This is a genomic window from Streptomyces huasconensis (assembly GCF_021028635.1).
Taxonomy (GTDB): Bacteria; Actinomycetota; Actinomycetes; order Streptomycetales; family Streptomycetaceae; genus Streptomyces; species Streptomyces huasconensis.
This window is the reverse complement of the sequence record NZ_CP086119.1, coordinates 2,206,427-2,222,881: the sequence shown is the minus strand read 5'-3', so window position 1 is coordinate 2,222,881 and position 16,455 is coordinate 2,206,427. Positions and strand designations below refer to the sequence as shown.

Genomic DNA, 16,455 nt, shown 5'->3' with positions numbered 1-16,455 from the left:
AATGGGCGACGACCCGCCGTCTGACACCCCGTCAAGGCGCGTACGGATAAACGGTGTTGTACGCCCCCTACCCTCAAGGCCCATGAAGGCAGGCCCCCCATGCGACACGACATGCTCAGCAGAGGAACAGGCAGAGGCAGAGGAATAAGCAGAGGAATAGGCTCGGCTCTGGGCGTCGGCGTACTCGCCGTCGGCGCGCTCGCGATGGCACCCGCGGCCGGAGCCGTGGAGCCGCAGAGCGCCACCCTCTCGTTCGACTGCGGATCGTTCGGCTCCGGGACGGCGACCCTCACCGCCGCCCAGAACGGCACCAGCGCCACCATCCAGGTGTCCACCTCGGCGATCACGGCACCCGTCGACGTGGCCGCGGGCTCCGTCAGGTCGACTCTCACGCTCACCAAGAACGGCTCCGGGACGACCACGTTCACCGGCAACCGCAACCCGGCCATCCCCTCCGGCAGCCCCGTGTCCACCGGCCCGCTCACCGGCACCGTCGCCGCGGGCGACAGCCTCGTGGGCAAGTCCCTGAAGATCGTCGTCTTCGGCATCACCGTGAACTGCACCGCCACGTCGGCACAGTCACCGGGGCCGTTCGTCTTCTGACGCGCGGCACCGGGGCGGCGCCCCGCCCGGCCAAGGGGCGCCGCCCGCACACGAGTCACCCGGGCCGCCGACGCCGCCCTACTCGCGCCACCGCCGTAAATCCACTCGTGGCCGCCCCCCGCCCGGCACTACGGTGCGGATCATGCTGCCCTTGGTGACCACGGACGAGGAGTTCGACCGCGTCGTCCCGGACGACACGCTCATGCGCCCCGGGGCCGCGGACCTGTGCGCACGGCTCGGACTGGGCGGCGCGCCCCTGACGCGGTACGCGGACGGTTCACAGGCCGTCTACGCGGTCGGCGACCGCCACGTGCTCAAGCTGTACCCCGCCCTCGACGCCCAGGACTGCCTCACCGAGGCCCGCGTCCTCGCCCACGTCCAGGGCAGGCTCCCCGTCCCCACCCCCGAGGTCCATGACACCGGCGCGTACGTCAACGGCTGGCGCTACGTCCTGATGTCCCGCCTGCCCGGCGCAGGCCTCGCCACCGCCTGGCCCGGCATCCCCCGCGCCGGCCGGGAGCGGATCATCACCGACGCCGCGCAGGCCCTCGCCGCGCTGCACGCCCTCGACCACGAACCGCTCGCCGACATCCTCGGCCCCGGCGACTGGGACGCCTTCCTCGCCGGGCAGCGCGCCGGCGCGGTGGACCGCCAGCGCGGGCGCGGCCTGCCCGAGAGCTGGCTGGAGCAGATCCCCGGCTTCCTGGACTCCGTGGCGCTGCCCGCCGACCGGCGGCGCTCCCTGCTGCACACCGAGTTCATGCGCCAGCATCTCGTTGTCGAACCTGTCGAACCTGTCGAACCTGTCGAACCTGCCGACCTCGCCGCCCCCGCCGACGGCTGGCGCCTCACCGGCCTCTTCGACTTCGAGCCCGCCATGATCGGCGACCCGGCGTACGACTTCGTGGGCGTCGGGCTCTTCGTCACCCGTGCCGAGCCGGGGCTCCTGCCCCGCTTCATGCAGGCGTACGGCACGACGTACGATCCGCGCCAACTCCTCGCGTACACACTGCTCCACGTGTACAGCCATCTGCCCTGGTATCTGCGGGAACTGCCCGCCCCGCCCGAGCCCACGCTCGACGCGCTCGCCGAGACGTGGTTCGGACAGGAGCCGTGACCGCGAGGGCTCCGGAGCGGGCGGGGAGCCTCAGACGGTTTTGAGCGGCCGGTGCGGGCCCTCGGGCAGCTCGACCTCGATCGCGTCGCCGGGGCGGATCTCGCCGCCCTGCCGGACCACGCTCATGACGCCCGCCCGGTGGGCGACGGCGCCGTTCGCGTCGCGCCCGACGACCTTCTTCATGAGCCCGGCCCGGAGGCCGTCGATCTGCCGGCAGGGGTTGCGCAGCCCCGTGATCTCCACGACGGCATCCCCGCCGATGCGCAGCAGCGCGCCCGTGGGCAGGCCGAGCAGGTCGAGGCCGCGCGTGGTGATGTTCTCGCCCAGCTCGCCCGGCGCCACGGCGAAACCGTCCGCCGCCAGCTCCTCGAACAGCTCCTCGTGGATGAGGTGGACCTGGCGCAGGTTCGGCTGGTCCGGGTTCCGCCGCATCCGGAAGCGGTGCTTGACCTTCTCCCCGGCGTGCACGTCCCCCTCGACACCGAGCCCGGCGAGCAGCGTGACGCTCTCGCGGTTCGGCTTGCTGAAGGAGTACGTGGCGTTGCTGCTGACCGCCGTGACCCGCGCGCCCATCGTGCGGCCCCCATTTCCTGCGTGCCGTTCCGTTCCGCCCTTACCGCGTGACCCTAACCCGCCTCAGACGACCGGGGCCAAGGTGAGGTACGCCAGCCCGAGCACGCCCCGGTAGCCGCGCAGCCAGCCGGCGCGCTGCGCGTCCACCCGCGCCCGCGTCGCGGCCGCCGAGGGATGGCCGGGGTGCGCGGCGAGCCACTCCTCGGTGGCGCAGCGGTAGCCGGACTCGAACTCCTCCCACTCCTCGGTGCTCGCCGTCTCCACCCACAGCGGCCGGAACCCGGCCTCGACCGCCGCGTCCACCAGATCACCGAGCGACAGGTGCTCGTCGGCGCGGGCGTCCGGCCACATCGCGGCCAGCTCGTCCCCGGTGGGGGTCCGCTCCCAGAAGCCCTCGCCCAGCACCACCCGGCCGCCGGGCGCGACCAGGCCGCGCAGCGCGCGGAGCGCCTCGACCGTCGAGCGGGGAGGCGCGGCGGAGCTGAGGGCCTGGCTCGCGCCGAGGCAGAGCACGACGTCGGCCGGGCCGCGCGTGGTGTCCGTGGCCGACTCCTCGGCGAAGACGACCCGGTCCGCCAGACCGCGCTTTTCGGCGGCGGCCCGGCCACGCGCCAGGTCCTCGGCCTGGATGTCCACCCCGACGCCGGTGGCCCCCGGGACGGCCCCGACGACACGGAGCAGCAACTCGCCCCAGCCGCAGCCGAGGTCGAGAACCGTACGGGGGCCGGCCGCCGCGAGGCGGTCCACGAGCCGCCGTGCGCGGGCCTCGGAGAGCGGGCCGTGGAAGGTGAGCGTCGTGAGCCGGGGCGGTTGATCGTCGTCAGCGGTCATGGGCGGCGACGCTAACTCCTCAGCCGCCGCGCCGCACAGGGTTTTCGGAGCGCTCGCTCACCCGCCGCAGGTGCTCGGTGAGGACGGTCCGGGTGTCCGGGGTCAGGGTGCGCAGCGCCACCATGGCCGTCACGACGACGTCGCACAGCTCGGCCCGGACGTCGTCCCAGGTGTGGGTGGTGCCCTTGCGCGGGTTCTGGCCGGTGGCGCCGATGACCGCCTGCGCGACCTCGCCGACCTCCTCCGAGAGCTTCAACATGCGCAGCAGCAGCGCCTCTTGGGGCGCGCGTTCGTTGTGGGCGTCGAGCCAGCCGTACAGCCGGTCGATGGTGTCCCACAGGTCCGGGGAGTCCTGCGGGGGACCGGGCCGGGGCTCGGGAGGGCGCGGGTGCGGGTGCTCGTCCATGGCCCGCAGCGTGCCACGGCGGTTACGCCTCGGGCGAGACGCCCTCGTTCCGCTCGCGGACCTGCTTCTTCCTGGCGCCCAGCGTCACCAGCACCCCGACCGCGGTCCCGGCGAGCGCCGCGGGCACCATCCAGGCCCGGTTGAGGCCGTGGCCGAGCGCGTGGTCGACGGAGTAGCGGCCGGGCCCGGTGACGGCGAGGACGGCGCAGACCATGCCGAGGAACGCCGGGTACTCATAGCCGCCGCCCTGGCTGAAGAAGCCCTGCGGCGCGTGCACGGCGGCGGCGCCCGCCATCGCGCCCGCCGCGGCGGAGCCCGCCGCCGGGGTCGCGAGGCCGAGCGCGAGCAGCGTGCCGCCGCCCGCCTCGGCGAGCCCCGCGGTCAGGGCGTTGCGCTTGCCGGGCGCGTACCCGATGGACTCCATGAAGGCGCCCGTGCCCTCCAGGCCGCCGCCGCCGAACCAGCCGAACAGCTTCTGGGCGCCGTGGGCGGCGAGCACACCGCCGGTCCCCGCGCGCAGCAACAGCAGCCCGAGGTCACGTCGGTCCAGGCACGAGCAGGTCATCAGGGCTCCCGGGGTCGGTGGCGGAACACTCCTCTCCCCACCGTCCGCCGGACCGGCGCCGCGCACCCGGCCCGCGCGGCCGTACGGGTGAGAGCCGCGCCCCGCCCGGTGGCGCGGGGCGCGGCCCGGTGTGACGGTGAGCCCATGAGCATCCAGGTAAACCGGCTCGGCGACCCCGCGGTCCGTGCCTTCGTCGCCGCGGTGAACTCCCACGACAGGGCCGCCTTCGAGGCGCTGCTCGCGCCCGGCGCGACCATGTCCGACGACGGCTCCGAGCGGGAGGTCGCCGACTGGACCGAGCGGGAGATCTTCTCCTCCAACGGCCACATGGACGTCGAGTCGGAGTCGGACGCCGGCCGCACGCTGCTCGTCTCCTACCGCAACGACACGTGGGGCGAGATGCGGACGAAGTGGCGCTTCAGCGTCGACGACGCGGGCCGGATCACCCACTTCGAGACGGGTCAGGCCTGACCCTCGGGGACCGGCACCGCCGCCCCGCTCACCCGCACCCGCTTCTCGCCCTCCCGCAGCGTCACCGTCAGCACACCGGGCCGTCCCATGTCCTCGCCCTGGTGCAGGGTGAGGACGGACTCGGCGGGAACGAGGGCGAGTTCACGGGCGTACGCGCCGAAGGCCGCGGCGGCCGCGCCCGTCGCCGGGTCCTCCACGACGCCGCCGACCGGGAACGGATCGCGCACGTGGAAGACGTACGGCGATGCCCGCCAGACCAGTTGGACGGTCGTGAGGTCGAGGCGGCGCATCAGCGCCTCCAGCCGCGCGAAGTCGTAGTCGAGGCGGGCCAGCCGTTCCCGGGTCGCGGCCGCGAGGACCAGGTGGCGGGCGCCCGCGAAGGCGATGCGCGGCGGCAGGTCGGCGGCCAGTTCGCCGGCGTCCCAGCCGAGCGCGGCGAGCGCCTCGGCCACGTCGTCCGCCGCGGCCTCCTCGACGTGCGGGGTGACGCTGGTGAGCGTGGCCCGCACGGCGCCCTCCGCGCGGGAGACGGCCACCGGCACGCTGCCCGCCCGGGTCGCGAAGACGTACGCGGCCTGCGCGCCGTCACCGGTCACCGCGCCGTCCCGCTCGGCGAGCGCCACCGCGGCGGCGACGGTGGCGTGCCCGCAGAAGGGGACCTCGGCCTTGGGGCTGAAGTACCGCGCGGTGTAGTGCTGCCCAGGGCCGTCGGAGCCGCCTGAGCTGTCGGGGCTGTCGGCGGCCGGGGTGAGGAACGCCGTCTCGCTGTACCCGACCTCGGCCGCGATCGCGAGCATCGCCTCGTCGTCGAGCCCGGCCGCGTCGAGGACGACCCCCGCCGGATTGCCGCCGGAAGGGTCGGTCGTGAACGCCGTGTAGCGCAGCACGGCGGGGGAGGAGCCGGGGGGAGTCTTCGTCGTCATGTCGCAGGGCAACCGTGCCGCGGCCCGGGTCATTCCCGCCGGCCCCCGCCCGCCGCGGACCGGCCGCCCCGCTCTTCCCCCTCGGTGGTGGTCAGTGGCAGTTCTTGGTCCCGCGGTCGCTGCGCGTCCAGGAGCAGGAGTCCTGGAGCGAGCCGCTCGGTTTGATCAGGCGGGCCTTGTCGGAGGTGTTGTTCCAGACGTAGCTGCCGCGGCCCCAGTAGCGCACGCCGGAGGCGTCGGTGCCCTTGCCGGTGCGGACCTTGACGGTCTTGCCGGCGCCGATCTTGTAGCTGCCGAAGGTGTAGGTGTAGCCGGTGTCGTCCTTCAGCCGGTAGCCCTTGAGCTGGACCGCGGACCGGCCGCTGTTGTGGATGTTCACCCACTCCGCGTTCAGCGAGGAGTTGGAGCGGGTGTCGCGGCCCGGGCTGTCGTACTGGATGGAGCCGAGGTGCAGCCCGCCCTGGTGGCGCGCGGTCGCCGCGGCGGCGGGCGAGGCGGCGAGCAGGGACACCGACAGGGCGGTGGCGGCGAGGACCGCGGGGGCCATGGTGCGTATACGCAAGGGAGTGCTCCAAGTGTGAAGTTCTCGTGGAGAGGAGCCGAGCATACGGTGCCCGGCGCCCCACCCTGAGGCGGTACGTCCGATTCCACTTGTGGAGATCTCCCGTGCCCGGCCGCGCCACCACACGCCACCCCCGGCCGGCAGGGCGCCCGGCCGAGACGTCAACCCCGCCCGATGTACGGCATGTTGGTGGCCAGCACCGTCGCGAACTGCACGTTCGCCTCAAGCGGCAGCTCCGCCATGTGCCGCACGGTGCGCGCCACGTCCGCCACGTCCATCACCGGCTCGCTCGCCAGTTCGCCGTTGGCCTGGAGGATGCCGGACTGCATGCGGGCGGTCATGTCGGTCGCGGCGTTGCCGATGTCGATCTGTCCGACGGCGATGCGGTACGGACGCCCGTCCAGGGAGAGGGACTTCGTCAGGCCGGTCAGCGCGTGCTTCGTCGCCGTGTACGCCACCGAGTGCGGACGCGGGGCGTGCGCCGCGATCGACCCGTTGTTGATGATCCGCCCGCCCCGCGGCTCCTGCTCCTTCATCTGCCGGAAGGCCGCCTGGGCGCACAGGAACGCGCCGTTGAGGTTGGTGTCCACGACGTGCCGCCAGGCGTCGTAGGGCAGTTCCTCGACCGGGACGCCGCCGGGGCCGAACGTACCGGCGTTGTTGAAGAGCAGGTCGAGCCGCCCGAAGCGCTCCCGTACGGCGGCGAAGAGCGCCGCCACGTCCTCCGGCCGCGCCACGTCGGTCCGTACGCAGAGCGTGGCGCCGCCCCGTGCGGAGGCGAGGGAGGCCGTCTCCTCCAGGGTCTCCGCGCGGCGGCCCGCGAGCGCCACGGACCAGCCCGCGGCCAGCAGTTCAAGTGCCACGGCACGGCCGATGCCGGACCCGGCGCCGGTCACCACGGCGATCCTCGGGGTACGCGGGGCGGCGGGCTCCGCGAGCTTCTCCACGGCGGTCTCCACGACGCTCTCCGCCTCGGCGAGCACGCCGGCCGTCGCGACGCCCTCCACGGTGGTTCCCACGGCGCTGTCGGCGGCGGGCTCCACGGTGCTGTCCGATGGGTCGGACCGGGCGGGCCCCGTGGCGTTCTCCGGCGGGTGCGGCAGGTCGGTTCGCTCAGCGTTCATGGCCCCGCAGCGTACGGGAGGGGCGTCCACGCGGACATCATCCGACCGCCATGCGGCTGTTGTGTACGTGACAGGCGGATGTCGTCCCCCGCCACTTACATGCCCCTGACACCAATCGTCAGGGGAGGGCCACATGACATTCGCAGCCCAGCCGCACTCGCCCGAACTCCGCGCCGCCGCCCGCCACCTCGGGCGCCGCCGCTTCCTCACCGTCACGGGCGCCGCCGCCGCGCTCGCCTTCGCCACCGACCTGCCCACCGAGGGCGTCGCGGCCGCCGCCGAGCTGGACGCCCGCCGCATCAAGGACGACCCCTTCACCCTCGGCGTCGCCTCCGGAGACCCCCTGCCCTCCTCGGTCCTGCTCTGGACCCGGCTCGCCCCCGCCCCCTACCAGCCGGGCGGCGGCCTGCCCAAGGAGCGCGTCACCGTCCACTGGGAACTCGCCCACGACGCCCGCTTCCGGCGCGTCGCCAGACGGGGCACGGTCACCGCCCACCCCGAGTTCAACCACACCGTGCACGTCGAGGCGGACCACCTGGAGAGCGGCCGCCGCTACTACTTCCGCTTCAAGACCGGCCGCTGGGTCAGCCCGACCGGCCGCACCCGGACCGCCCCCGCGCCCGGCAGCCGCCCCGGCGCCCTCACCCTCGCCGCCGTCTCCTGCCAGGCCTACCACGACGGCTACTTCACCGCGTACAAGCACCTGGCGCAGGACGACGTCGACGTCGTCTTCCACCTCGGCGACTACCTCTACGAGTACGCGGTCAACGCCACCGGCGGCGCCCGCGACTACACCGACCGCACGCTGCCCGCCCACTTCAACAAGGAGACCGTGACCCTGGAGGACTACCGCCTGCGGTACGCCCTCTACAAGTCCGACCCCGACCTGCGCGCCGCCCACGCCGCGCACCCCTTCGTCGTCACCTGGGACGACCACGAGACCGAGAACAACTACGCCGACGACATCGACGAGAACGGCAACCCGCCCGCCGAGTTCCTGCTCCGCCGCGCCGCCGCGTACCGCGCCTACTGGGAGAACCTGCCGCTGCGCCGCCCCCAGCTGCCCAAGGGCCCGGACGCGCAGCTCTACCGGCGCCTGACCTGGGGCCGCCTCGCGCAGTTCGACATCCTCGACACCCGGCAGTACCGCTCCGACCAGGCCTACGGCGACAAGGCCCACGCCCCGGGCCCCGAGTCGGACGACCCGAGGCGCACCATCACCGGCGCCACCCAGGAGCGCTGGCTCATCGACGGCTGGCGCCGCTCGCGCGCCCTGTGGAACGTCGTCCCGCAGCAGGTCACCTTCTCCCAGCGCAAGTTGGACCTCACCGCGCAGGCGAAGCTCTCCATGGACGCCTGGGACGGCTACCGCGCCTCCCGCAAGCGGGTTCTCGCGGGCGCGCGGTCCGCGGGCCTGGAGAACCTCATGGTCCTCACCGGCGACGTGCACGTCGGCTACGCCTTCGACATCAAGGCGGACTTCGACGACCCCGCCTCCAGGACCCTCGGCACGGAGATCGTCGCGACGTCCATCTCCAGCGGCAAGGACGGCGCGGACAAGCCCGCCAACTGGGACACGTACACCAAGGCCAACCCGCACCTGAAGTTCTACAACGGACGGCGCGGCTACGTCACGGTCGGCCTCGGCCGTCAGTCCGCGCGGGCGGACTTCAAGACGGTCTCTTCGGTCACCACCCCGGGGGCGCCCATCAGGACGGCGGCGTCGTTCGTGACGGAGGCGGGCGACCCGGGGCTGCGGCCCGCGTAACCGGCGCCCGGGGCGGCCCTGACCACCAGGCTCAGGTCGTTGGCGGCGGTGAAGCGCGGCCGCACCGAGGCGGTGGCGCCGTCCCGGGGGCCGGGCAGTTCGGCGGCCGGATACACGTCGGTCCGCTTGCGGTCGACGACGTCACCGATGACGCGCGCCACGCGGACCGCCTCGGCCCCCTCGGAGAGCCGCAGCACCAGGTCCACGGTCTCCGCCTCCCCTCCGCCGCAGACCTCCAGCACCCGGGAGTACGCCAGACGGAACCGGAAGCGGCCCGCCCCCAGCGCCGTCACGTCCGTCTCGAAGGCGGCGGACGGGTCCCGGCGCGGCACGGCGAGCAGGCGGGCGCGCTGCCCCGGCACGAACCGCGCGCCGTACAGGGCGCCTTCGACCGTGCACGACGTCGCGTCGACGGTCAGGGCGGCCGCCTCCGCGTGCGCGGGGCGGCGCCAGGCCCGTACGGAGAGGTTGTTCTTGACGGTCGCGTACGGAATCCACCAGCTGAACGGCGCCCCCGGCACGGGCTCCAGGCCCAGCAGGCCCTGCTGCTCGACCGCCGAGGAGGCGACGCGGCGCCGCGCCCCGTCGTCCGCGCGGACCACATGGAAGTCCCAGCGGCCCTCGGCGAGCGGGAGGGCCCGGCGTTCCAGCACGGCCGTCCACGGCGCGTCGTCGGTCTCGGGCCGCCCCAGCGGCACTTCGATCAGCTCGCCGCCCGGGCCGTCGGAGCCGCGCAGCGTCGCCGTCAGCGTGAACGCCTCGCCGGGCATCCCGGCCCGCTCCAGCCGTACGACGAGATCGCCCGCCGCGTTCACCGAGCACGCCGCCTTCGGGCGCAGCGGCCCCGGGCCCCTCGTGCGCCACCGCCGCACCCCGAGCACGGCCCGGCGCAGGGTCCGCCCGGTAGTGGCGCGGGCCCGCCAGGCACCGGCCACCACACGGCGGTCGAGGGGGACAGGGGCGGGCGGGGAGGTGGCGTTCAGCTCGTCGAACAGCTCCTCGTAGCGCCGGGCGATGTGCTCCGGCGCGTACCGCTCGGCGTTGCGGCGGGCGGCGCTGCCCATGGCGCGTCGCAGGTCGGCGTCCTCGATGAGCCTGAGGAGACCGCGGGCCACGGCGTCGCGGTCGCCCGAGCGGACGAGGAGACCGTCCTCGCCGTCCCGGATGATCTCGGCGGGCCCGTGGGGGCAGTCGGTGGCGACCACGGGGGTGCCGCACCGCATGGCCTCCACGATGGTCATGCCGAACGACTCCTCGCGCGAGGTGACGGCGGCGATCGCGCCCTTGGCCCACTCCGTGGCGAGGGAGGGATTGGCGCCCATCAGGAAGACGTGGTCGCTCAGCCCGAGTTCGTCGATGCGGGCGCGCAGCGCGGCGTGCCTGTGCCCGCGGCCGTAGATCCGCAGCTTCCACCGCGGGTGCGCGGCGGCCACGGTGGCGAAGGCCTCCACGAGCAGGCGGTACCGCTTCACCGGGATGAGGCGGCCGCCCGCGATGACGAGCGGGGCCTCGCCGTCCGGCGCCGTGGTGAGCGGCGGTCGGGGCGAGGCGTTGGGCAGCGCCACGATCGGGGTGCCCGTCGCCGCGAGGTGGCGGCGGTGCGTGGCGGCGTCCGCCTCCGTGAGGGTGGTGTGCGCGTCCAGCGCGGCGATGGCGGCGTCCTGGGCGGCGCGGATGCCGGGCTCGTGCGTGCCGTAGACGCGGTGCTCCTGGCCGACCCGCAGATAGTGGCGGCGGCCGAACGCGGCCAGGTAGATCACCAGGCCGGGCCGGGTGGCCACCACCACGTCGGCGTCGGTACGGGCGAGGAAGCGGGCCACCCGCCGGTCGGTGAGGCCGTCGAACCCGGCCCCGTGCGCCTCGGCCGCGGGGACCAGCGCGCTGGGTGTGCCGAGGAGCGCGCTGCCGAGGTCGTTGCGGGACGCGTCCTCGCGTCTGTCGATCAGCGGCCGCAGCCGGACCTTTCCGCCGAGCGGCAGACAGGGCCTGTCGTGCGTGCGCCAGACGCTGACGATCTCGACGTCGTGGCGTTCGGCGAGGGCACCGGCGGAATTGAAGGTGGCGCGCACGGTGCCGCCGATCCCGTAGGCGTTCTGCAGCAGGAAGGAGATTTTCATCGAGCCTTGCTCAGGTCGGCAGTCGGGTGACGCCCGCCACGTTTCCACGCCCCGGGGGCTCTTCGGGTGAGCACACGCGCCGGAACGCGACGGGCACTCCGTACGGTGAACGGGTGGTCGCCGTGTTGACCGAGCACCGGAACCGGGTGAACCAGCGCTGCCCCGGATCGCCCGGAGCACACGCGGCCAGGCGCAGCGCGGGACGCGGACGCAGGAGGTCGTCCTGGGACAGACAGCCCTCGCGGGTACGCAACTGCCCGCGCCGCGTGAGCACCCACCGGGCCGGTGAGCCGTCGGCGCAAGGACCGAGCGCCACCGCCGGGCCCCTGACGCGGACGCAGTGCCGGCCGCCGTCGCCGCGCCCCGCGCCCCCCGCCCGCAGAACGCCGTCCGCGAGGTGCCAGCGCTGGCGGGCCGTGCCGGCGCAGGGCGCGGAGCGGACCGTGCCGCGGCCGTGCGTCAGACAGAGCCCGGCGTCGGTGAAGCCGGCGGCCGTGGAGCCGATCCAGGAGACGACGGTGCCGGGGCGCGGCTCGGGCAGGGGGCGCGCGTACCCCCGCTCCAGCCAGGGGGCGTACTGCGCCGCCACCTTCCTGGTGGGCGCGCAGTGATGCCCCGGGCAGCCGGCCGCCCGCCTCTCGTCATGGATGTAGTAGTGCCCGAAGAGGGCGGCCTTGCGGGCGGCCCGGGCGGCGTCGAGGTTGGGCGGGCGCACGACGTTGCCGTACCCCTCGTGTCCCGTCAGCCGCGGCGGCCCCCCTGCCGGGCGCGCCCGCAGCACCGCCAGGCGCAGATAGCGGGCGGTCACCGCGTGGTCGTTGTGGTCGGCCCACTCCTCACCGGACGACTTCAGCGCGGTGTTGGCGAAGTCCAGGGTGCGCACCGTGTCGGGCCGGAACCGCTCGACGAGCGCGGCCAGGGTGGCGACCAGGGCCGCTTCCGTGTACCGGGCGGAGCCGTCCACGGCGCGGAGCGAGCGGACCTGCGAGCGGAAGAGCGCCAGCAGGGTGCGGCGCCGCGACGCCTCGTCGCGCCAGCCGCCGTCGGGCAGCCGCAGGAACAGCAGCCGGATGTCCGGCCGCAGCGGTCCGTTGTCCAGGCGCACCCCGTGCACGGTCCGCCCGCCGACCCGCACCGGGGCGGCCTGCCAGGCGCTGGGCTCCCCGGGCCGCGTCGGCCGCCCGGCGAGCGCGCTGTACGCCTGCTGCACGCCCCGCTCCCGGCGGGCGGCATACCCTCCCTCCCACGCCAGATGGGCGTCGCCCGCGGTCACGTACACCACCCGCAGGCAGTGGCCCCGGTCGAAGTCCTCGGCGATCTCCGGGTTGATGAACAGCAGGTCGTCGTCCTGGTGTGCCACCCCGACCAGCGTCGTGCCGCGGCACCGCGCGCCACCGGCCGCGGGGGGCGGCGCGGGCACCGTGAAGGCCAGGACGGCGAGGCCGATGATCACGACCAGCGCCAACCGGTGCAGGCGCATGACGCGTCACCCCGCTCCTCGCGCGAACCGGGGCCGGTGAACCCGACGGAACGGCCCCGCATGGAAGCCAAACGAGTGGGACTTCAGGTCGTCACACAAACCGTCGGGCGAGGCGGCCGGGACGGGAGAGGGTCCCGAGCACGCGCCCGGAGCTGCGACCATGGACGGCGGATTCCACACGATGGGGAGGGGCGCGATGCCTGAGCGCGGGCAGACCACGGAAGAGCACCGGATACCGAAGGCGGCGGAGCCCCCCGGCTCCGTCGCCCTCCGCCGCACCGGGGCCCTGGTCACCCTCGTGCTCGGCGGCCTCACCGCCGTCCCACCGCTCTCCATGGACATGTACCTCCCGGCCCTGCCGGAGGTCACCGACGCGCTGCACGCCCCGGCCGCCACCATCCAGCTGACGCTCACCGCCTGCCTGCTGGGCATGGCCCTCGGCCAGCTCGTCGTCGGCCCGATGAGCGACAAGTGGGGCCGCCGCCGCCCGCTCCTCATCGGCCTGCTCGTCTACATCCTCGCCACCGCCATCTGCGCCTTCGCGCCCACCGCGGAGCTGCTCATCGGCTTCCGGCTCCTCCAGGGCCTCGCCGGGGCGGCCGGCATCGTCATCGCCCGCGCCATCGTCCGCGACCTGTACGACGGCGTGGAGATGGCCCGCTTCTTCTCCACCCTGATGCTGATCTCCGGCGTCGCCCCGGTCGTCGCGCCCCTCATCGGCGGCCAGGTCCTGCGCTTCACCGACTGGCGCGGCATCTTCGTCGTCCTCACCGGCGTCGGCATCGCGCTGACCCTCCTGGTGTGGCGGCGCCTGCCCGAGACCCTCGCCCCCGAGAAGCGGCACAGCGGCGGCACGCTCGAAGCCCTGCGCACCATGAAGTCGCTGCTGGCCGACCGCGTCTTCACCGGCTACATGATCGCGGGCGGCTTCGCCTTCGCCGCGCTCTTCGCGTACATCTCCGCCTCGCCCTTCGTGATCCAGGAGATCTACGGCGCCTCCCCGCAGACCTTCAGCCTCCTCTTCGGCGTCAACTCCGTCGGACTGATCGCCGCCGGCCAGCTCAACGGCAAGGTCCTCGTCGGCCGCGTCAGCCTCAACAAGGTGCTCGCGTCCGGCCTGACCGCCATCACCGTCGCCGCGACCGCGCTGCTGCTCATGACCAGCGGCGTCTTCGGCGATGTCGGCCTGTTCCCCGTCGCCGCCGGGCTCTTCGTCCTGATGTCGGCGATGGGCCTCGCCATGCCCAACACCCAGTCCCTCGCCCTCACCCGCACCCCGCACGCCGCCGGTTCCGCCTCCGCGCTCCTCGGCACCACCTCCTTCCTCATCGGCGCGATCGCCTCGCCGCTCGTCGGCATCGCGGGCGAGGACACGGCCGTCCCGATGGCCGTCGTCCAACTGGTCTGCGCGCTGGCGGCCATCGCCTGCTTCGTGGGACTGTGCCGCCCCTGGCAGCAGCGGCCCACGGAAGAGGCGGACCACTGAGCGCACCACGGCTCCTGCGCACCGGCACCCCGGACCGCGCGGGTCTCGACCCGGACGAGATCGGCCGCCTCGTCGCCGAGGTGCGCGAGCTGACCCGGGGGCCGCGGCCCTGGTGCGCGGGCGCCGTGGTGACCGTGGGCCGCGGCCCGGTGATCGCGGCCGAGGCCGCGGCGGGCTGGGCGGTGCGCTACGCCTCGTACGACCCGCGGACCGACGCGGGCGTCGAGCTGCCGCCCGAGCGGCGCGTGCCGATGCGCACGGACACGCCCTTCGACGTGGCCTCGCTCACCAAGCTCTTCACGACGGTCGCCGCCGTGCAGCAGCTGGAGCGCGGCACGCTCGGCATCGACGCGCTCGTCGGGGCGTACGTCCCCGAGTTCCGGGCCGCCGCCGCGCACGGCATCACCGTGCGCCAGCTGCTCACGCACACCTCGGGACTGCGCCCCGAACTCCCTCTGTACGACTGTCCGGACCACGCCTCGCGGCTCGCGGCCCTGCACGCGGAGGCGCCGGTCACCGAGCCCGGGGAGTACGTCTACTCCGACCTGAACATGCTGCTGCTCCAGCACGTCCTGGAGCGCGTCACCGGCCGCGCCCTCGACGCCCTCGTCCGCGAGGGCATCACCCGGCCGCTCGGCATGGCCCGCACCGGCTTCGGGCCCCGCCCGGACGCCGCGGCGACCGAGGACCAGCGCAGGCCGTGGGCGAAGGCCGACCGCGGGATGCTGCGGGGTGTCGTGCACGACGAGAACGCGTGGGCGCTCGGCGGTGTCGCCGGGCACGCGGGCCTCTTCTCCACGGCGCGCGACCTGGCGGTGTTCTGCCGCACCCTGCTGTGCGGCGGCTCGTACGGCAGGGCCCGCATCCTCGGCCCCGACTTCGCCGAGCTGCTGTTCACCGGCTCCGGCCTGGGTTTCGGCATCGACCAGCCGTGGTTCATGGGCGAACTGGCGGGCCGCGGCGCGGCCGGCCACACGGGCTTCACGGGAACGTCCCTGGTCATCGACGCGGCGACCGACACGTTCCTGGTTCTTCTCGGGAACACGGTGCATCCGCGGCGCAGGCCACCGGACAACGGCCCCCGCGCGGCCGCAGCCACGAGACTGGCCCGCGCGGCGGCCCCGTGAGGGGCGCGGGGAACTGCGCGCTCAGCCGAGGAGGAGCCGCGGACGCGTGTGCCGGGTTGTTGCGCAGATGCGTTTGCGGGTGGGTTGTGGTTGCTCGCGCAGTTCCTCGCGCCCCTGGGGGCGGTGTTCGTGCCCCGTAAGGGGCGCGGGGAACTGCGCGCTCAGCCCAGGAAAAGCCGCAGACGCGTGTGCCGGGTGACTCAGCAGACGCGTCTGCGGCTCTTCGGGGGTTGCTCGCGCAGTTCCCCGCGCCCCTAAAGGGGAACGAACACCGCCCCGTAGACTCGCTGGGTGAACGACCTGAGCGATCTGAACGACTCCCCGGCGGAAATCCTGAGCGGCGCCCTCGCGAGGGCGCTGGACGGCGTGCCGCCCACGCGGGCCGCGCAGGCCGTCGAGCGGCTGATCGCCAGCTACCGAGGCCGCACCCCCACCGACGCGCCGATCCTGCGCGACCGCGCCGACGTCGCCGCGTACGCGGCCTACCGCATGCCTGCGACCTTCGAGGCCGTCCGCTCCGCGCTGACCGCCCTCGCGGACGCGGCCCCCGAGGGCTGGGCGCCCGGCAGCCAGGTGGACGTCGGCGGCGGCACCGGCGCCGCGGTCTGGGCCGCCGCGGCGACCTGGGAGGGCGAACGCCCCGTCACGGTCCTCGACTGGGCCGAGCCCGCGCTCACCCTCGGACGCGAACTGGCCGAAGCCGCCCCGCGGTTGAGGTCCACGCAGTGGCGCCGCTCCCGTATCGGCGCGGCGCTCACCCTCGACGGCGCCGACCTCGTCACCGTGTCGTACGTCCTGAAGGAGCTGACCGAGGCCGACCGGCGCTCGGTCGTCGACGCGGCGGCCGCCGCGGCCACGCAGGCCGTCGTCATCGTCGAGCCGGGCACCCCCGACGGCTACACGCGCATCATCGAGGCACGGGACCGGCTGATCGCGGCGGGATACCGCGTCGCCGCGCCCTGCCCGCACAGCGCGGCCTGCCCCATCGAGCCCGGCACGGACTGGTGCCACTTCTCGGCGCGCGTCAGCAGGTCGTCCCTGCACCGCCAGGTCAAGGGCGGCTCACTGGCGTACGAGGACGAGAAGTTCAGTTACGTCGCGGCGACCCGCTTCGACCCCGTCCCGCCGACGGGACGGGTGATCCGCAGGCCCCAGATCCGCAAGGGCCAGGTGCTCCTCGACCTGTGCGAGGCCGAGGAGCAACTGAGCAGGGTGACCGTGACCAAGCGCCACGGCCCCCTCTACCGCGCGGCACGCGACACGGACTGGGGCGACGCGTGGCCGCCCCGGTCCGAGGGGTGA

At 74.3% G+C, this 16,455-nt stretch carries 16 protein-coding genes; 7 read left to right on the top strand and 9 right to left on the bottom strand.

The annotated features are described in order from the left end of the window. Positions 1-111: 111 nt before the first annotated feature. Together J2N69_RS10010 and J2N69_RS10005 are read left to right on the top strand one after the other, a co-directional pair. Positions 112-603, top strand: a complete 492-nt coding sequence (locus J2N69_RS10010) for a hypothetical protein (RefSeq protein ID WP_408056886.1) — start codon at positions 112-114, stop codon at positions 601-603. A gap of 142 nt (positions 604-745) precedes the next feature. Next, complete coding sequence (locus J2N69_RS10005; RefSeq protein ID WP_230900418.1) at positions 746-1,720, top strand: aminoglycoside phosphotransferase family protein; 975 nt, start codon at positions 746-748, stop codon at positions 1,718-1,720. 30 nt (positions 1,721-1,750) lie between these two features. Here the strand turns inward: J2N69_RS10005 and J2N69_RS10000 are convergent, their stop codons facing one another. From J2N69_RS10000 to J2N69_RS09985, 4 genes are all read right to left on the bottom strand, one after another. Then, entirely contained in the window at positions 1,751-2,293 is a 543-nt protein-coding gene (locus J2N69_RS10000) for an MOSC domain-containing protein (protein ID WP_230900417.1), read from the bottom strand. A gap of 63 nt (positions 2,294-2,356) precedes the next feature. Beyond that, positions 2,357-3,124 (bottom strand): SAM-dependent methyltransferase, encoded by a 768-nt coding sequence (locus J2N69_RS09995; protein ID WP_230900416.1) that lies wholly within the window; start codon positions 3,122-3,124, stop codon positions 2,357-2,359. Positions 3,125-3,143: 19 nt separating this feature from the next. After that, on the bottom strand, positions 3,144-3,530 hold the full coding sequence (locus tag J2N69_RS09990) for a MazG-like family protein (protein ID WP_230900415.1): 387 nt from the start codon (positions 3,528-3,530) through the stop codon (positions 3,144-3,146). 22 nt (positions 3,531-3,552) lie between these two features. Continuing rightward, on the bottom strand, positions 3,553-4,095 hold the full coding sequence (locus tag J2N69_RS09985) for a DoxX family protein (RefSeq protein ID WP_230900414.1): 543 nt from the start codon (positions 4,093-4,095) through the stop codon (positions 3,553-3,555). 144 nt (positions 4,096-4,239) lie between these two features. Here J2N69_RS09985 and J2N69_RS09980 point away from each other — a divergent pair, with 144 nt between their 5' ends. Continuing rightward, positions 4,240-4,566 carry a nuclear transport factor 2 family protein gene (locus J2N69_RS09980; RefSeq protein WP_230900413.1) on the top strand — a complete coding sequence of 109 codons (327 nt, stop codon included), beginning with the start codon at positions 4,240-4,242 and terminating at the stop codon, positions 4,564-4,566. Here J2N69_RS09980 and J2N69_RS09975 read toward each other — a convergent pair. The 3 genes from J2N69_RS09975 to J2N69_RS09965 all read right to left on the bottom strand — a co-directional run bounded on the left by J2N69_RS09975 (position 4,557) and on the right by J2N69_RS09965 (position 6,998). Further along, positions 4,557-5,489, bottom strand: a complete 933-nt coding sequence (locus J2N69_RS09975; RefSeq protein WP_230900412.1) for a PhzF family phenazine biosynthesis protein — start codon at positions 5,487-5,489, stop codon at positions 4,557-4,559. The two genes, J2N69_RS09980 and J2N69_RS09975, sit on opposite strands and share 10 nt — an antisense overlap. 91 nt (positions 5,490-5,580) lie before the next feature. Continuing rightward, a complete protein-coding gene (locus tag J2N69_RS09970; protein WP_230900411.1) occupies positions 5,581-6,051 on the bottom strand; it encodes a lamin tail domain-containing protein in 471 nt (156 codons plus the stop codon). 161 nt (positions 6,052-6,212) lie between these two features. Next, complete coding sequence (locus J2N69_RS09965) at positions 6,213-6,998, bottom strand: SDR family oxidoreductase (RefSeq protein WP_230904660.1); 786 nt, start codon at positions 6,996-6,998, stop codon at positions 6,213-6,215. Between the two features lie 310 nt (positions 6,999-7,308). On the opposite strand from J2N69_RS09965, the gene J2N69_RS09960 reads away from it, so the two are divergent. Next, positions 7,309-8,943: an alkaline phosphatase D family protein gene (locus tag J2N69_RS09960; protein WP_230900410.1), complete on the top strand. Its 1,635-nt coding sequence runs from the start codon at positions 7,309-7,311 to the stop codon at positions 8,941-8,943. Here J2N69_RS09960 and J2N69_RS09955 read toward each other — a convergent pair. Together J2N69_RS09955 and J2N69_RS09950 are read right to left on the bottom strand one after the other, a co-directional pair. Then, positions 8,826-11,060 (bottom strand): glycosyltransferase family 4 protein, encoded by a 2,235-nt coding sequence (locus J2N69_RS09955; protein ID WP_230900409.1) that lies wholly within the window; start codon positions 11,058-11,060, stop codon positions 8,826-8,828. The genes J2N69_RS09960 and J2N69_RS09955 overlap by 118 nt on opposite strands. Before the next feature lie 10 nt (positions 11,061-11,070). Next, positions 11,071-12,540 carry a ricin-type beta-trefoil lectin domain protein gene (locus tag J2N69_RS09950; protein WP_230900408.1) on the bottom strand — a complete coding sequence of 490 codons (1,470 nt, stop codon included), beginning with the start codon at positions 12,538-12,540 and terminating at the stop codon, positions 11,071-11,073. 196 nt (positions 12,541-12,736) lie between these two features. Here J2N69_RS09950 and J2N69_RS09945 point away from each other — a divergent pair, with 196 nt between their 5' ends. From J2N69_RS09945 to J2N69_RS09935, 3 genes are all read left to right on the top strand, one after another. Then, the gene (locus J2N69_RS09945) at positions 12,737-14,026 is read left to right on the top strand and encodes a Bcr/CflA family multidrug efflux MFS transporter (RefSeq protein ID WP_230900407.1); all 1,290 of its coding nucleotides are present in this window, start codon (positions 12,737-12,739) and stop codon (positions 14,024-14,026) included. After that, positions 13,981-15,153 carry a serine hydrolase domain-containing protein gene (locus J2N69_RS09940; RefSeq protein ID WP_230900406.1) on the top strand — a complete coding sequence of 391 codons (1,173 nt, stop codon included), beginning with the start codon at positions 13,981-13,983 and terminating at the stop codon, positions 15,151-15,153. The genes J2N69_RS09945 and J2N69_RS09940 overlap by 46 nt, the downstream gene beginning before the upstream one ends. 291 nt (positions 15,154-15,444) lie before the next feature. Continuing rightward, positions 15,445-16,455, top strand: coding sequence for a small ribosomal subunit Rsm22 family protein (locus tag J2N69_RS09935; RefSeq protein WP_408056695.1), 1,011 nt, complete (start codon positions 15,445-15,447; stop codon positions 16,453-16,455).

What these genes read in the sequence shown, in the direction of transcription:
- J2N69_RS10010 (WP_408056886.1), top strand. Translation starts at nt 112, where the DNA reads ATGCTCAGCAGAGGAACAGGCAGAGGCAGAGGAATAAGCAGAGGAATA.
- J2N69_RS10005 (WP_230900418.1), top strand. Translation starts at nt 746, where the DNA reads ATGCTGCCCTTGGTGACCACGGACGAGGAGTTCGACCGCGTCGTCCCG.
- J2N69_RS10000 (WP_230900417.1), bottom strand. Translation starts at nt 2,293, where the DNA reads ATGGGCGCGCGGGTCACGGCGGTCAGCAGCAACGCCACGTACTCCTTC.
- J2N69_RS09995 (WP_230900416.1), bottom strand. Translation starts at nt 3,124, where the DNA reads ATGACCGCTGACGACGATCAACCGCCCCGGCTCACGACGCTCACCTTC.
- J2N69_RS09990 (WP_230900415.1), bottom strand. Translation starts at nt 3,530, where the DNA reads ATGGACGAGCACCCGCACCCGCGCCCTCCCGAGCCCCGGCCCGGTCCC.
- J2N69_RS09985 (WP_230900414.1), bottom strand. Translation starts at nt 4,095, where the DNA reads ATGACCTGCTCGTGCCTGGACCGACGTGACCTCGGGCTGCTGTTGCTG.
- J2N69_RS09980 (WP_230900413.1), top strand. Translation starts at nt 4,240, where the DNA reads ATGAGCATCCAGGTAAACCGGCTCGGCGACCCCGCGGTCCGTGCCTTC.
- J2N69_RS09975 (WP_230900412.1), bottom strand. Translation starts at nt 5,489, where the DNA reads ATGACGACGAAGACTCCCCCCGGCTCCTCCCCCGCCGTGCTGCGCTAC.
- J2N69_RS09960 (WP_230900410.1), top strand. Translation starts at nt 7,309, where the DNA reads ATGACATTCGCAGCCCAGCCGCACTCGCCCGAACTCCGCGCCGCCGCC.
- J2N69_RS09955 (WP_230900409.1), bottom strand. Translation starts at nt 11,060, where the DNA reads ATGAAAATCTCCTTCCTGCTGCAGAACGCCTACGGGATCGGCGGCACC.
- J2N69_RS09950 (WP_230900408.1), bottom strand. Translation starts at nt 12,540, where the DNA reads ATGCGCCTGCACCGGTTGGCGCTGGTCGTGATCATCGGCCTCGCCGTC.
- J2N69_RS09945 (WP_230900407.1), top strand. Translation starts at nt 12,737, where the DNA reads ATGCCTGAGCGCGGGCAGACCACGGAAGAGCACCGGATACCGAAGGCG.